This is a genomic window from Tepidimonas thermarum (genome assembly GCF_007556705.1).
Lineage (GTDB): Bacteria > Pseudomonadota > Gammaproteobacteria > Burkholderiales > Burkholderiaceae_C > Tepidimonas > Tepidimonas thermarum.
This window is the reverse complement of record NZ_VJOL01000029.1, coordinates 1-14248: the sequence shown is the minus strand read 5'-3', so window position 1 is coordinate 14248 and position 14248 is coordinate 1. Positions and strand designations below refer to the sequence as shown.

The 14248-nt window shown below is 67.6% G+C and carries 11 protein-coding genes; 6 read left to right on the top strand and 5 right to left on the bottom strand.

The window, feature by feature from the left end; genetic code table 11:
* Nucleotides 1-20 precede the first annotated feature (20 nt).
* From Tther_RS08160 to Tther_RS08145, 4 genes are read left to right on the top strand one after another with little or no spacing between them, the layout of a single operon-like run.
* Complete coding sequence (locus tag Tther_RS08160) at nt 21-716, top strand: ABC transporter permease (protein WP_143902749.1); 696 nt, start codon at nt 21-23, stop codon at nt 714-716.
* Between the two features lie 18 nt (nt 717-734).
* Entirely contained in the window at nt 735-1448 is a 714-nt protein-coding gene (locus Tther_RS08155) for an ABC transporter permease (protein ID WP_143902747.1), read from the top strand.
* Nucleotides 1449-2579 carry a succinylglutamate desuccinylase/aspartoacylase family protein gene (locus Tther_RS08150; RefSeq protein WP_143902745.1) on the top strand — a complete coding sequence of 377 codons (1131 nt, stop codon included), beginning with the start codon at nt 1449-1451 and terminating at the stop codon, nt 2577-2579. It abuts the gene before it with no gap.
* Between the two features lie 31 nt (nt 2580-2610).
* Nucleotides 2611-3387 (top strand): ABC transporter ATP-binding protein, encoded by a 777-nt coding sequence (locus tag Tther_RS08145; protein WP_143902743.1) that lies wholly within the window; start codon nt 2611-2613, stop codon nt 3385-3387.
* Nucleotides 3388-3432: 45 nt separating this feature from the next.
* Here the strand turns inward: Tther_RS08145 and Tther_RS08140 are convergent, their stop codons facing one another.
* Both Tther_RS08140 and Tther_RS08135 read right to left on the bottom strand, forming a co-directional pair.
* On the bottom strand, nt 3433-3930 hold the full coding sequence (locus Tther_RS08140) for a cyanophycin metabolism-associated DUF1854 family protein (RefSeq protein ID WP_143902741.1): 498 nt from the start codon (nt 3928-3930) through the stop codon (nt 3433-3435).
* 4 nt (nt 3931-3934) lie between these two features.
* Nucleotides 3935-6220 (bottom strand): cyanophycin metabolism-associated ABC transporter, encoded by a 2286-nt coding sequence (locus Tther_RS08135; RefSeq protein ID WP_143902739.1) that lies wholly within the window; start codon nt 6218-6220, stop codon nt 3935-3937.
* A 130-nt stretch (nt 6221-6350) separates the two neighbouring features.
* Between Tther_RS08135 and Tther_RS08130 the strand changes: the two genes are divergently transcribed.
* Both Tther_RS08130 and cphA read left to right on the top strand, forming a co-directional pair.
* The gene (locus Tther_RS08130) at nt 6351-8522 is read left to right on the top strand and encodes a cyanophycin synthetase (protein WP_143902737.1); all 2172 of its coding nucleotides are present in this window, start codon (nt 6351-6353) and stop codon (nt 8520-8522) included.
* A gap of 21 nt (nt 8523-8543) precedes the next feature.
* On the top strand, nt 8544-11129 hold the full coding sequence (gene cphA / locus Tther_RS08125) for a cyanophycin synthetase (RefSeq protein ID WP_143902735.1): 2586 nt from the start codon (nt 8544-8546) through the stop codon (nt 11127-11129).
* A 4-nt stretch (nt 11130-11133) separates the two neighbouring features.
* On the opposite strand, the gene Tther_RS08120 is transcribed toward cphA, so the two are convergent.
* Genes Tther_RS08120 through Tther_RS08110 form a run of 3 tightly spaced genes read right to left on the bottom strand, consistent with a single transcriptional unit; the run spans nt 11134 to nt 13885 of the window.
* The gene (locus tag Tther_RS08120) at nt 11134-12054 is read right to left on the bottom strand and encodes an LD-carboxypeptidase (protein ID WP_143902733.1); all 921 of its coding nucleotides are present in this window, start codon (nt 12052-12054) and stop codon (nt 11134-11136) included.
* Nucleotides 12055-12061: 7 nt separating this feature from the next.
* The gene (gene tadA / locus Tther_RS08115; RefSeq protein WP_143902731.1) at nt 12062-13099 is read right to left on the bottom strand and encodes a tRNA adenosine(34) deaminase TadA; all 1038 of its coding nucleotides are present in this window, start codon (nt 13097-13099) and stop codon (nt 12062-12064) included.
* A 54-nt stretch (nt 13100-13153) separates the two neighbouring features.
* The gene (locus tag Tther_RS08110) at nt 13154-13885 is read right to left on the bottom strand and encodes a CsgG/HfaB family protein (protein ID WP_185975038.1); all 732 of its coding nucleotides are present in this window, start codon (nt 13883-13885) and stop codon (nt 13154-13156) included.
* Between the last annotated feature and the right edge of the window lie 363 nt (nt 13886-14248).

The following is a 14248-nucleotide window of genomic DNA, read 5'->3' as shown; positions in this document are numbered from 1 at the left end:
GACGCGTTTTTCATTGGTACATGCTGGACTACATTCCTGGGATCCTCCTGGGGGCGCTGCTGACGGTGGCGGTGTCGCTGCTGTCGCTGGCCGTCTCGATCGTGCTCGGCCTGCTCGGGGCAACGGCCAAGCTCTCGGGGCGGCGCCCGCTGGTGGCGCTGGCCACGCTCTACACCACCGTGGTGCGCGGCGTGCCCGAGCTGGTGCTGATGCTGCTCGTGTTCTACGGCGGCACGATCGGCCTCAATGCGCTGTTGGATTCGCTTGGGCGCGCCGAACCGGTCGATATCAACCCGTTTTTTGCGGGCGTGCTCACCATTGGGTTCATCTACGGCGCCTACATGACCGAGACGTTTCGCGGCGCGATCTTGGCCATCCCGCGCGGACAAATGGAAGCCGCCTGGGCGTTTGGCATGGGTCGGCTGCAGACCTTTGTGCGCATCACGCTGCCGCAAATGGTGCGCTACGCCCTGCCCGGCTTTACCAACAACTGGCTCGTGCTCATCAAGAGCACGGCATTGGTCAGCCTCATTGGCCTCAAGGACATGACCTTTCTCGCCAAACAGGCCTCTGCTGCCACACGCGAGCCGTTTTTCTTTTTCCTGTTCGTGGGCGCGCTGTTCCTGATCTACACATCCGTGTCGTTGTGGGCGCTGCGCCGGCTCGATGCGCGCTTTAGCCTTGGGGTGCGGCGCGCCACGTCGTGGCAGGGCTGATGGGGGCGGGTTGTCACCGTGAACTGGTCTGTCATTTTCGAGCCTGCCCAGCTGCAGCTGTATGCCGAAGGGCTGGTGACCACGCTCAAGCTGCTGCTGTCGTCGCTGCTGGTGGGTGGGGTGCTGGCCCTGTTCATGGCGCTGGCGCTCAACAGCCGTCATACCTGGCTGCGCTGGCTGGTGGGCAGCTACACCTATGTCATCCGCGGCACCCCGCTGTTGATTCAGGTCTATCTGATCTACTACGGGATTGCGCAGCTGGATTGGATCCAGGCGCGCTGGGACGACATCTGGCCGTGGACCTGGTTCAAGGAAGCGTTTTTTTGCGCGCTGCTGGCGTTTGCCCTGAACACGGCGGGCTACACCGCGGAAATGCTGGCGGGCGCCATCCGCGAGACGTCGCACGGTGAAATCGAGGCGGCACGCGCCATGGGCATGTCCCCCCGCCAGGTGCTGTGGCGCATCGTCATGCCCAGCGCCTTGCGCCGCACCCTGCCCGCCTACAGCAACGAGGTGGTCATGATGCTGCACAGCACCAGCCTGGCCAGCACGGTCCCGGCCATGCTGGATCTGACCGCCGCGGCCAGCCGCGTCTATTCGGACTTCTACCTGCCGTTTGAGGCGTACCTGTTCGCCGGGGCCATCTACCTGTGCATCACGTTCTTGCTGGTGGGGCTGTTCAAGCTGGCCGAGCGCCGCTTCCTGGCCCATCTGGCGCCGCGCCGTCGCTAAATGGACATCCAACACCACCCCCTACCCTGCGCCAGTTTGGGCAGCGCCCGCACCGTCACCAGCCTGCATTTTGGTGTGGCCGGCGCACGGCCCAAGGTCTATGTGCAGGCCAGTTTGCACGCCGATGAGCTGCCCGGGATGCTGGTCGCCCACCATCTGCGCCAGCGGCTCGTGCAGGCCGAGGCGGCCGGCGCCATCCGTGGCGAAGTCGTGCTGGTGCCCGTGGCCAACCCGATCGGGCTGGCGCAGCGCATCGACCACCGGCCGCTGGGGCGCTTCGAGCTCAACACCTCGGAAAATTTCAATCGCGGCTACCCCGATTTGGCCGCCGCTGCGTTTGAGCGCGTGGCCCATGCCTTGGGACCGGATGCCGAGGCCAACGTGCGGTGCGTGCGCCAAGCCGTGTGCGACTGGTTGGCTGAGCAGCAACCGGTCACCGAGCTCGAGGGGTTGCGGCTGGCCTTGTTCCGGCTGGCCGCCGATGCCGACGTCGTGCTCGATTTGCACTGCGACGCCGAAGCCGTGCTGCACCTGTACAGTGAGACGGCTTGCTGGCCCGCGTTGCAACCCCTGGCCCGCTGGCTGGGGGCGCAAACCGTTTTGGTGGCGGACTACGGGGCCGGCGGACAGCCGTTCGATGAGCAGCTGTCGGGGTTGTGGTCGCAGCTTGCGCGCCGCCTGCGCCAGGCCGGGATCGAGGCCCCGCTGCCCCAGGCTTGCGCCAGCGCCACGGTCGAGCTGCGCGGTGAAGCCGACGTCGGCCACGCCTGGGCCGAACGTGACGCCGACGGCATCTGGCGCTACTGGCAGCACCTGGGCGTGGTGGCGGGGGACCCCGGCCCCATGCCGCCCGCGGCCTGCGCCCCCACCCCACTGGCGGGCTCCGAACCCATCCGCGCGCACCGTCCGGGCGTGTTGGTGTTCGTGGCACAGGTGGGACAGCGGCTGCAGCCGGGTGAGGCCGTGGCCCAGATCATCGAGCCGACCTTGGGACACACCGTGGAGCTGCGCACCGAGCACGGTGGCGTGTTGTACGCCCGCGTGCGCGAACGCTACGCCCCGGCCGGGCTGGTGGTGGCCAAAGTGGCGGGCGAGCAGGCGTTTCGCCACGGCAACCTGCTGTCCGAATGACCGGTCCGCGCGGCCTCTTTGTCTTGACACCATGAGCAACGCCCCCATCAAACTCCAAGTCGAGGACATCCACAAGCGCTACGGCACGCACGAGGTGCTCAAAGGGGTGTCGCTCACCGCCCGTGCCGGCGACGTGATCAGCATCATTGGTAGCTCGGGCTCTGGCAAGAGCACGTTTTTGCGCTGCATCAACTTGCTGGAAAAGCCCCACGCCGGCCGTATCGTCGTGGCCAATGAGGAGCTGCGGCTCAAGCCCGCCGCCGACGGCGAGCTGCACGCGGCCGATCCCGCCCAGTTGCAGCGCCTGCGCACCAAGCTGGCCATGGTGTTCCAGAACTTCAATCTCTGGGCGCACATGACGGTGCTGCAAAACATCATCGAAGTGCCGGTGCATGTGCTCAAAGTCCCGCGCGACCAGGCCGTGGCCACGGCGCGCAAATACCTGGAGCGCGTCGGCCTCAAGGGCGTGGAAGACCGCTACCCCGCGCACATGAGCGGGGGGCAGCAGCAGCGCGTGGCCATCGCGCGCGCGCTGGCCGTCGAGCCCGAGGTCATGCTGTTCGACGAGCCGACCAGCGCGCTCGACCCCGAGCTGGTCATCGAGGTGCTGCGCGTGATGCAGGGCTTGGCCGAGGAGCATCGCACCATGGTCGTGGTCACGCACGAGATGGGCTTTGCGCGCGAAGTCTCCAACCACGTCGTCTTTTTGCACCAGGGCCGCATCGAAGAACAGGGCGATCCCAAGCAGGTGCTGACCGCGCCGCGCAGCGAGCGGTTGCAGCAATTCCTCAGTGGAAACCTGAAGTAAGCAAAGTATCCGTTTGAATTTCTGATACTTTTAGGCGGAACGCCGTCACAAAAACCGATCGAGCAAGCGCCGGCTGTGCCGGTCCAGGTCGCGCGGCTGGCGAATCAGGTACTGCACCCCGTGCGCGTCCTGGATCAGCAGCACGTCGCGCGTCAGGCGGCGGATGTCCTCCTCGCCTTTGAGGACGAAGCGGGTCACGCCCCGGTCGGTTTCCACCGTCCACGTGCTCGGGGTGGCAAACGAGCTCACCTCCAACAGGCGTTGAATCACCGGGGTGAACTCGCGTTCGCGCAGCGCCTCTTCGATGAGTGCCCGCGCCGGGGGGGGCAGCGACGCCAACGCGTCGATGGTGGCCACTTCGTGCCCGTCGGGTCCGACGAGCGAGATGTGCCGCTCGGGCGCCTGAATCGGAAAGGCGCGCACGGGTACCACGCCGCTGATCCATGCGCCGTCGGGGCGGCGCCACTCCAGGCGGCCACAGGCGTTGCGGCGCAGCACGGGCTGGCCGCTGTCTGTCGGTGCGGCATCGGTCGCTGTCGTCATGGTGTCAATCCTCCAGCATGTGGCGCTCGGCTTCGGCCTGTCGGGCCTGTGCCTGGTACAGCCGCCAGTAGGCACCCTGGCGCGCCATCAGCGCGTCGTGGCTGCCCTCTTCCACCTTGCGGCCTTTGTCCATGACCACCAGCCGGTCGGCGCGGCGCAGCGTGGACAGGCGGTGCGCGATGGCGATCGTGGTGCGCCCGCGCACCAGGTTGTCCAGCGCTTTTTGGATTTCCTTTTCGGTTTCGGTGTCCACGCTGGAGGTGGCCTCGTCCAGGATCAGGATGCGCGGGTTGATGAGCAGGGCGCGGGCGATGCTGATGCGCTGGCGCTCGCCGCCCGACAGGCCCTGCCCCCGCTCCCCCACCAACGAGTCGTAGCCTTGCGGCAAGCGCAAAATGAAGTCGTGTGCGTGCGCGGCGCGCGCGGCGGCGATGATCTCCTCGCGCGTTGCATCCGGCTTGCCGTAGGCGATGTTTTCGGCGATGGTGCCAAAGAACAAAAACGGCTCCTGCAGCACCAGGCCGATGTGGCGCCGGTAGTCGGCCACGCGCAACTGACGGATGTCCACACCGTCGACCAGAATCTGACCCTCGACCACGTCGTAGAAGCGGCAGATTAGGTTGACCAGGGTGCTCTTGCCCGAGCCGCTGTGGCCCACCAGACCAATCATCTCACCGGGCCGCACGTCCAGGTCCAGGTCTTGGATCACGGTGCGGTTGCCGTAGCGAAAGGTCACACCACGCAACGCGATGTGGCCCTGCACCGTCGGCAGCGGCACCGGCTGCGCCGGCTCGGGCACGCTGCTTTTGTGGTCCAGGATGTCAAAGATCCGCTTGGCGCCCGCGGCCGCTTTTTGCGTGACCGAGACGATGCGGCTCATCGAGTCCAGGCGGGTGTAGAAGCGCCCGATGTAGGCCAGAAACGCGGTGAGCACCCCCACCGTGACCGAGCCGCGTGCCACCAGCCAAATGCCAAACCCCCAAACCACCAGCAGGCCGATTTCGGTCAGCAGCGACACCGTGGGCGAAAACAGCGACCACAGCCGGTTGAGCCGGTCGTTGACCTCCAGGTTGTGCCGGTTGGCCTCGCGAAAGCGCTGCGCCTCGCGCCCTTCCTGCGCAAAGGCCTTGACCACGCGGATGCCGGGGATGGTGTCGGCCAGCACGCTCGTGACCTCGGCCCAGACACGGTCGATTTTTTCGAAGCCGGTGCGCAGCCGGTCGCGCACGACGTGGATGAGCCAGCCGATCAGCGGCAGCGGCAGCAGCGTGGCCAGCGCCAGCGTGGGGCTGATGGAAAACAGGATCACCGACGTCATCACGATCATGAGCACGTCGGTGGCAAAGTCCAGCAGGTGCAGCGACAAAAAGATGTTGATGCGGTCGGTTTCGGACCCGATGCGCGCCATCAAGTCGCCGGTGCGGCGGTTGCCGAAGTACTCCAGCGACAGCCCCAGCAGGTGCTCGTAGGTGGTGGTGCGCAAATCGGCGCCGATGCGCTCGGACACCAGCGCCAGGATGTAGGTTTTGGCCCAACCCAGGCCCCAGGCGAGCAAGGCGGCTGCCAGCAGCCCGCCCAACAACGCGGCCACCCGCGCCACGTCGATGGGCTGCCCGCTCTGGTAGGGAATGAGCACGTCGTCCATCAACGGGATCGTCAAATACGGCGGCACCAGGGTGGCCGCTGTGGACGCCAGCGTCAACAAAAAACCCGCCAGCAGTTGCCAACGGTAGGGCCGGGCAAAGCGCCACAGGCGCAACAGCGTCAACGTCGACGGCGGGGTGTGCACCACCTGGGCACAGGTGGCGCATTCCTCGTCGTCGGGCTCCATCGGCGCATGGCACAGGGGGCATTGCCGTGTCGCGGCTTGCGGCGGCGGCGCATCGGTACCACCGGCGTCGCGCAGGCTCTCAAAGCGCTCGATCAGCCGCCGCGCTGCCACCTGGCGCCCCAGCGTGTAGCGCCACACGGCCAGGCGTTTGACCGGCGTGCCGTCGTGGGCTAGCTGCACCAGCTCCAGTGCGGCCACGCCGTTGTGGTCGCTCACCCACAGCGCCAAACCCGGCTCAATCGACCACGACTGTGCCGTGGCGTCGGGCGCGGCCGCCCACCACAGCCGGCGCCCGGCAATCCACAGCAGGCTCTCCCGAAAACGCAGCTGCGTGTCGAGGTCGGTGATCAGCCAAACGGCCGCCGCATCGGCGCTGTCCGCGCCCGCGGCGGCCACCGCACCGTGCCAGGCCGTTGGCAGCCCCGCCCAAGCGGGGGACGATGGAGGCGGATACGACATGTTGCAAAATTTTTGGCAGCCCGAGCCACCGCGCCCAGACCCAGGAGATGACAATAGGCGCTCAGCGCAGCCCACGCACGACGGCGGCGTGCGAGCGCTGGATTCTACGACTGCCCTTACGCCTCTATTCATGTCGCACAAGACCATTCGGATCCTGCGCATGCGCCATTTGCGCGGGCCCAACCTCTGGACCTACCGGGCCGCGATCGAGGCCGTGATCGACATCGGCGAGCTCGAGGACCACCCCTCCAACACCATCCCCGGCTTGTATGAGCGCCTCACGGCGTGGCTGCCGGGGCTGGTGGAGCACCATTGCGGCGTCGGTGAACGCGGGGGTTTTTTGCAGCGCCTGCGCGAAGGCACCTGGCCCGGGCACATCATGGAACACGTGGCCATTGAGCTGCTCAACTGCGCGGGCATGGCCACCAGTTTCGGGCAAACCCGCTCGACCGACGCGCGCGGCGTGTACAAGCTGGTCATTCGCGCGCGGCAGGAAGAAGTCGCGCGGCAGGCGCTGCTCGATGCGCGCGATTTGCTGATGGCCGCTATCGAAGGCCGCGCGTACGACGTCGGCGCGGCGATCAAGCGGCTCAAGGGGCTCATCGACCGCCACGCGCTGGGGCCCAGCACGGCAGCCATCGTCGATGCGGCCACCGCGCGGCGCATTCCGCACATCCGGCTGACGGATGGGAACCTGGTGCAACTCGGCTACGGGGCAGCGCAACGCCGCATTTGGACCGCCGAGACCGACCGTACCAGCGCCATCGCCGAAAACATCTCGCGCGACAAAGACCTGACCAAGCGCCTGCTCGAAGAGTGCGGCGTTCCGGTGCCGCAGGGGCGGGTGGTCAGCAGCGCGGAGGATGCCTGGGCGGCGGCGCAGGAAATCGGCTTGCCCGTGGTCGTCAAACCGGTCGATGCCAACCACGCGCGCGGGGTGTCGCTGGATGTGCGCACCGAAGCGGAAGTGGCCATTGCCTACGAGTTGGCCGAGCGTGAAGGCTCGGAGGTGATGGTGGAGCGCTACATCCGTGGCCGTGAACATCGGGTGCTGGTGATCGGCGGCCGCATGGTCGCCGCCGCCCGCGGTGAACACGCGACGGTGGTGGGCGACGGTGTGCACACGGTGCGTGCGTTGATCGAGCGCGACATCAACAGCGATCCGCGGCGCGGGGAGGAAGAGGAATTCCCGCTCGACACCATCCGCTTGCCCGAAAACCGCGACGTGATGCTGGAGCTGCGCCGTCAGGGCCTGGAGCCCGACAGCGTGCCCGAGGCCGGACGGGTGGTGCTGGTGCAGCGCACCGGGTTGCTCACCGACGATGTCACCGATGAAGTGCACCCGGATGTGGCCGAGCTGGCCGCCTTGGCGGCGCGCGTGGTCGGCCTGGACATCGCTGGCATCGATTTGGTGGTGGAAGACATCGGCCAGCCCATGGCGGCCCAGGGCGGTGCCATCGTCGAGGTCAACGCCGGTCCGGGTCTGCTGCCCCACCTCAAGCCGGCGCGCGGCCAGCCGCGCCCCGTTGGCGAGGCGATCGTCGCGCACCTCTTCCCGGGGGAAGACGATGGCCGCATCCCCGTCGTCGGCATCACGGGCACGCGCGAGACCGCAGCCATCGCCGTGCTGCTGGGGGCGCTGCTGCAGCGCGCCGGGCACACGGTCGGCGTCTCGAGCGGGGGGCGCCTGTACCTGCAGATGCAGCCCATCGACACCAGCGTCCCGTCGGACTGGGAGGCCGGGCAGCGCATCCTCATGAACCGCTGCGTCGATGCGGCGGTGATCGAGAGCTCACCGCGCAGCATCCTGGACGAAGGCCTGTCCTACGACCGTTGCCTGGTGGGCATCGTCACCGATGTGCCCGAGCCGCAGGGTTTGGAAGATCACTACATCACCACCCGCGACCACATGCGCAAGGTGCTGCGCACGCAGGTGGACGTGGTGCTGCCCAACGGCTGCGCCGTGCTCAACGCCGACTGCGACGTCTGCGCAGGGCTGGCCGAGTTGTGCGACGGCGATGTGCTGCTCTACAGCGCCGACCCGCGCCACACCTCGCGTGAGGCGCACGTGACCGACGGCCGGCGCTTTCTGACCATCGATGGCGCGCAAGTGGTGCTCGTCCGTGCCAGCGGCACCACCCCCATCCTGGATCTGGAACACACCGGCGTGCAGGCCGTGCTGGCCCGCATCGGGCGGCCAACGCTGTTGGCCACGCTGGGCGCCGCGGTGGCGCTTGGATTGCCCGTGGACCTGGTTCGCGCCGGCATCGAAACCGCGGCGCCCCTGCTGTCCGATCGCTGAATCCTCTGCCGTCTCACCACCATGAACGTCACTCGACTGAGGGCCTTGCGGGGCCCCAACCTCTGGAGCCGCTACACCGCCATCGAAGCGACGGTGCAGTGCGCACCGCAGGAGCTGGATTTGCACCGTCTGCCGGGCTTCGATGTGCGGTTGCGGCAACGCTTTCCAGAGCTGGGCATGCTGCCCGAACCCACGGCCAGCGGCGTCGTCTCGATGGCCCATGCGCTGGAGATCACGGCCTTGGCGCTGCAGACCCACGCCGGTTGCCCGGTGAGCTTTAGCCGCACCATCGCAGCCCCGGAGCCCGGGGTGTTCCAGGTCGTGGTCGAGTACACGGTCGAGGAAGTGGGCCGCTTGGCATTCGACGAGGCGCTGGCGCTGCTGCAAGCCGCTCGGGACGATCAACCGTACGACACGGCAGCGGCCATCAACCGATTGCGGGAGCTGGACGAAGACCTGCGCCTTGGCCCCTCGACCGGTGCCATCGTCGAGGCCGCCGTGGCACGCGGCATTCCCTACCGCCGTCTGACGTCCGGCAGCCTGGTGCAGTTTGGCTGGGGCAGCAAACAGCGCCGTATCCAGGCCGCGGAGTGCGACACCACCAGCGCCATCGCCGAAGACATCGCCCAAGACAAGGAGCTGACCAAAAAGCTGCTGCATACGGCTGGAGTGCCGGTGCCGCTCGGACGCCCGGTCACCGATGCGGAGGACGCGTGGCGTGCCGCGCAGGCCATCGGTACGCCGGTCGTCGTCAAGCCGCGCGACGGCCACCAGGGCAAGGGCGTGACGGTCAACATCCAAACGCGCGAGCAGGTCGTGGCGGCGTACGAGGTGGCCTGCCGCTACAGCAGCGAGGTTCTGGTCGAGCGCTATTTGCCGGGCATCGACTTTCGGCTGCTGGTGGTGGGGCGCAAACTGGTGGCGGCAGCACGGCGCGATCCGCCACTGGTCGTCGGCGATGGTGTGCACACCGTGCGCCAGCTGGTCGAAGCGGTCAACGCCGATCCGCGCCGCGGTGACGGTCATGCGACACCGTTGACGCGCATCCGGCTCGACGAGATCGCCATCGACCGCCTGGCCCAGCAAGGCCTGACCCCCGACGACGTGCCACCGCTGGGCATGCGGGTGGTGCTGCGCAACAACGCCAACCTCTCCACCGGCGGCACGGCCACCGATGTGACCGACGAGGTGCATCCCCTGGTGGCCCAACGTGCCATTGCCGCGGCCGTCACCGTTGGGTTGGACGTGTGTGGCGTCGATGTCGTGTGCCAGAACGTGGTCGAGCCGCTGGAGGTGCAAAACGGCGGTATCGTCGAAGTCAACGCCGCGCCGGGCCTGCGCATGCACTTGAGCCCATCGTTTGGCAAAGGCCGCAACGTCGGCGAGGCAATCATCGACCACATGTTTGCGCCGGGCGAGGACGGGCGCATCCCGCTCATCGCCGTCACCGGCACCAACGGCAAAACCACCACGGTGCGGCTGACGGCACACCTGCTGCGCCAACACGGCTGGCGTGTCGGCTTTACCGACACCAACGGCGTGTACGTCAATGGCCGCCAAATCGACAGTGGCGACTGCAGTGGCCCGCGCAGCGCCCGGCGCGTGCTTGCGCACCCGGACGTGGATGCGGCGGTGCTGGAGACCGCGCGCGGGGGAATTTTGCGCGAGGGGCTGGCATTCGACCGCAGTCAGGTCGCGGTCGTCACCAACATCGGCTCTGGCGACCACCTTGGCCTGAACTACATCACCACGATCGAGGATCTGAGCGTCCTCAAACGCGTCGTCGTCCAGAACGTGGCGCCGGGCGGCACGGCCGTCCTCAACGCCGCCGACCCCCACTGCGTGGCCATGGCCGATTTTTGCCCGGGCCAGATCACCTACTTTGGGCCTGCGGCGCACCACCCTGTCATCGCCACCCACCGCGCCTTGGGCAAGCGCGTGGTGTTTGTGGAAGATGGCCACATCGTCGCGGCCGAAGGGGGGTGGCAGGTACGTCTGCCGCTGGAGGGTATTCCGCTCACCGACGGTGGCCGGCTCGCTTTTCAGGTGGACAACGCCATGGCGGCCATTGCCGCCGCGTGGGCCGTGGGCGTGAGCTGGGAAGCGATCGCGCGCGGGCTGGAAACCTTCACCGCCGACGCCGCGACGGTGCCGGGACGCTTCAACCGCTTCAGCTATCGCGGCGCCACCGTGGTGGCCGACTACGGTCACAACCCCGACGCGATTGCCGCGCTGTGCCAAGCCGCCGAATCAACGCCGGCGGGTAAACGGGTGGTGGTCATCAGCGCGGCTGGCGACCGGCGCGATCAGGACATCGTCGAGCAAACCCGCCTCATCGGCCGCGTATTTGACGAGGCGGTGCTGTTCGAAGACGCTTGCCAGCGTGGCCGTGCCGACGGCGAGGTCATTGCCCTGCTCGAGCAAGGGCTGCAAGGCGCGCCCAAGACCCGCTGGCACACGGCCATCCGGGGCGAGTTTGCGGCCATCGATGCGGCGCTCGAGCGGCTGCAGCCAGGCGACTGGTGCCTGATCCTGGTCGATCAGGTGGACGAGGCCCTAGCGCACATCGCTCGCCGCGTCGCCGAGGCGGCGGCCGTCTCCGCCTAATCGGTCAGCCCCAGAACAGCAGCGCCTCGCGCCCCTCGACCACCATATCCACGGGACGGCCAACAGGCAGCACAACCTTGGTCGGGACATGACCAAAGGGCAGCCCCGTGAGCACCGGCACCCCAGGCAGCTGGGCGCGCAGCCATGCCACCACGGTGGCCAGCCGAAACCCGCGGTCGTGCGCGGTGAGCGCAAAGCGGTTGAAAGCGCCCAGCACGATCGCGCGTTGCCGCCCGAGCACGCCCGCCCACAGCAACTGGGTCAGCAAGCGCTCGATGCGGTAGGGGTGCTCGCCCACATCCTCCAAAAACAGCACGCCGCCATCGACGGTCGGCAAATACGGCGTGCCCACCAGTCCGGCGAGGATCGACAGATTCCCGCCCCACAGCGGGCAGCCCTCCAGCCGCCAGCCCGTGCCGAGTTCGGGGTGGGCGCGCAAATCGGACGGCGGCAGCCGCCAGCCGGCCCCCTCCCCCACCCCGCGCGCCAGGTCGTCAAAGCAGGCCAGCGTGATGTCGTCGGGAGCTTCCACCGCCCAGTCTTCCATGACTGCTGGGCCAGCCCAGGTCGGCGTGCCGCGCTGGGCCAGCACAGCCATTTGCAAAGCGGTGAAGTCGCTCAACCCCACCCAGGCCATGCCCGCGCGCACCGAGGCGGCAATCGCGTCATACGGCAGCCGGGGCAACAGGCGGGTAAGCCCGTAGCCGCCGCGGGTCGTCATCGCGACGTCGGCACCACTGGCCGCCGCACGCGCGATCGCAGCGAGCCGCTCGTCGTCGTCGCCGGCAAAGCGCTGGTGGCTGGCCAGCGCGGCGGGGTCCACCGCCACGTCGTAGCCAGCGGCTTGCAAGCGGCGCACGGCGCGCCGAAAGGCAGCGCGGTCGCGCACCGCCCCACTGGGGGAATAGAGGTAGAGGCTGGGCATGGCCCGATTATGCGGCTGCCGCTCCCAGCGCCCGCGGCCCCGCACGGTGCCCGCGGTCCGGGAACGGCGCATCCAGCCACTGCGCTGCTGGTGGCAACAAGTCGGGGGCGGGCACGGCCACCTCGGCGCGGATGCGCTCGCCCAGCCGGGCACGCAGCGCCGGCAGCAGCCACTCGGCGCCTGGTGCCAGCGCCACGCGGCACGGCCCCACCGCCAGCGTGTCCAGCCAATCACTCAGCACCGCGGCGTGGCGCTGCGGCGTGTGCCAGGCAGGCTTCTTGGGCTTGTCGCTCTGTCCAAAGCCGATCAAGTCAGGCACCAGGCAGCGATCGCCTGCAGCCACGCGGGGTGGCAGCCACGGGCCCCACTGAGGCCACCACGCCATCGGCCCATGCAGGCACAACCATGGCAGCGTGGCGTCTGCCGGCCCCAGATCGAGCCAATGCAACCGCAGCCCGTCGGGCATCGCGGCGGTGTGCGACGCCGCCGCTGCAATGCCCCACGCTGCCGCCCGTTGCCAGACCGCGTGGAATGCCGATGCCGGCGTGCGCAGCGCATCGTCCCGCAACGGCTGCGCCTGTGCGCGCCGCTGGGCCCGGCGCTGGGCAAAAAACGCGCGCAAGAGGTCACGCGCCGCCGTTGCCAACACGCCGCCCTGCACCGCCGTGTGGGCGTTGAGCAGCGGTTGCGCAAACAAATCCACCACCGATCCCGCCGCACCGGTACGCGGCTCCGGTGCGCCATAGACCACCCGGCTCAGCCGCGCATGCAAGGCCGCTTGCGCACACATGGCGCAGGGCTCGAGGGTGACGTAGAGCGTGCAGTCGGTGAGGCGGTAGTTGCCCAGGGCGCGTGCGGCCTCGCGCAGCGCCACGATTTCGGCGTGCGCCGTGGGGTCGCCACTGGTGACCGGCTGGTTGTGGCCACGGCCCACGATCACGCCATCGCGCACGACGACAGCGCCCACCGGCACCTCGCCCGCCTCAGCCGCCTGCCGGGCCAGGGCCAACGCCTCGGCCATGTAGCGATCGTCGGTACCGCTCATGCATCGCCGCGCGACATTAGCCGCGACGGTCTGAAACCGTTATCGGGGAACACATCAGGGACCCTTGAGTTTGCCACCTTGTCCGACGGAACCTTGGGCTTTTTGCGCAGTGTACTGCCGCGCGGCGAGCACGAGTTTGTTGTACGCATCGAGAAACGCCGCCGCGACAACCTTGCCCTGAGGCGTATTGGCGTAGGCGTTCACACCCGCGACCAACCCGCCCAACACACCGACACCGACCCCGAGGTTGTAGTTTTTGGCGCTGCCCTGTGCGGCAAGAATCTGCGCTCCGCTGGCGTTGTCCACGAGCAGCAGGCTGGTCGACGCGCCCAAGGCTTGTACCTGACCAGAGGCGTCGATGTTGTTGGAGCGACGGCCGAAGATGCCGCCCAAACCGCTGGTCAATGCAAATCCCGACGGCTCGGCAAAAGTGACCGACGGCACCAGCGTGTAATCGGCCGCAAGCAGCGTGCCGCCCGCCGTTTGCGTTTTGGCGTTGCGCGTCAAACCAGCTTCTTTGAGCTGACGCTCCAGGTCGACATTGTTGTAGGCGCGTCCGCGCTCGACGACGATGAAGCAATTGGACTGCTGCACCAGCATGCGCACGATCGGCACGTAAGGATCGTCGCCCGTATCCGCCAGACCCACGGTGCCCAGCGGATCGGTGCAGCGCTCCAGCTGTTCTGGCGCTGCAATCTGGCGCTCACCAGCAGCCGCTCCTTTGGTAACAGGATCGTCACCACCCAGGACTGGTGCAGTGGAGCATCCTGCCAGCAATGCGCTCACGACAAGGTAGAGTACGGCCCCTTTTTGCATGATCGCACGTTTTTCAAGACTTCAAACCCGACACGCAACCCAAGCTGATACCGTACCATTTCGTCGCATCAAAACATGCTACGTTATCGGAAACGGGCAAGCTTGCACATACCACCGCGAGCGCAAAGCTCGCGGTGCCGGATAGTTCATGCTTTAGCAAGTAGAGGTTTTGGGGTCGCCAGGTTTGGTGGGGCCGCAATTGTTAGCAGGCCGTTGAAAAATCCCTCGCCACCCCCCGCGTCGGGCGGTACGATCTGAGGCCAACCGAGAACAACGCAGACGAGCACGATGAGAGGCAGTCAAGACTTCCAGGGGGCGATGTTCAGCTACATC

Excerpts from the sequence above, each read along its gene's own strand:
- Tther_RS08160 (WP_143902749.1), top strand. The coding sequence starts at position 21 with ATGCTGGACTACATTCCTGGGATCCTCCTGGGGGCGCTGCTGACGGTG.
- Tther_RS08150 (WP_143902745.1), top strand. The coding sequence starts at position 1,449 with ATGGACATCCAACACCACCCCCTACCCTGCGCCAGTTTGGGCAGCGCC.
- Tther_RS08120 (WP_143902733.1), bottom strand. The coding sequence starts at position 12,054 with ATGCCCAGCCTCTACCTCTATTCCCCCAGTGGGGCGGTGCGCGACCGC.
- Tther_RS08130 (WP_143902737.1), top strand. The coding sequence starts at position 6,351 with ATGTCGCACAAGACCATTCGGATCCTGCGCATGCGCCATTTGCGCGGG.
- tadA (WP_143902731.1), bottom strand. The coding sequence starts at position 13,099 with ATGAGCGGTACCGACGATCGCTACATGGCCGAGGCGTTGGCCCTGGCC.
- Tther_RS08135 (WP_143902739.1), bottom strand. The coding sequence starts at position 6,220 with ATGTCGTATCCGCCTCCATCGTCCCCCGCTTGGGCGGGGCTGCCAACG.
- Tther_RS08145 (WP_143902743.1), top strand. The coding sequence starts at position 2,611 with ATGAGCAACGCCCCCATCAAACTCCAAGTCGAGGACATCCACAAGCGC.
- Tther_RS08140 (WP_143902741.1), bottom strand. The coding sequence starts at position 3,930 with ATGACGACAGCGACCGATGCCGCACCGACAGACAGCGGCCAGCCCGTG.
- cphA (WP_143902735.1), top strand. The coding sequence starts at position 8,544 with ATGAACGTCACTCGACTGAGGGCCTTGCGGGGCCCCAACCTCTGGAGC.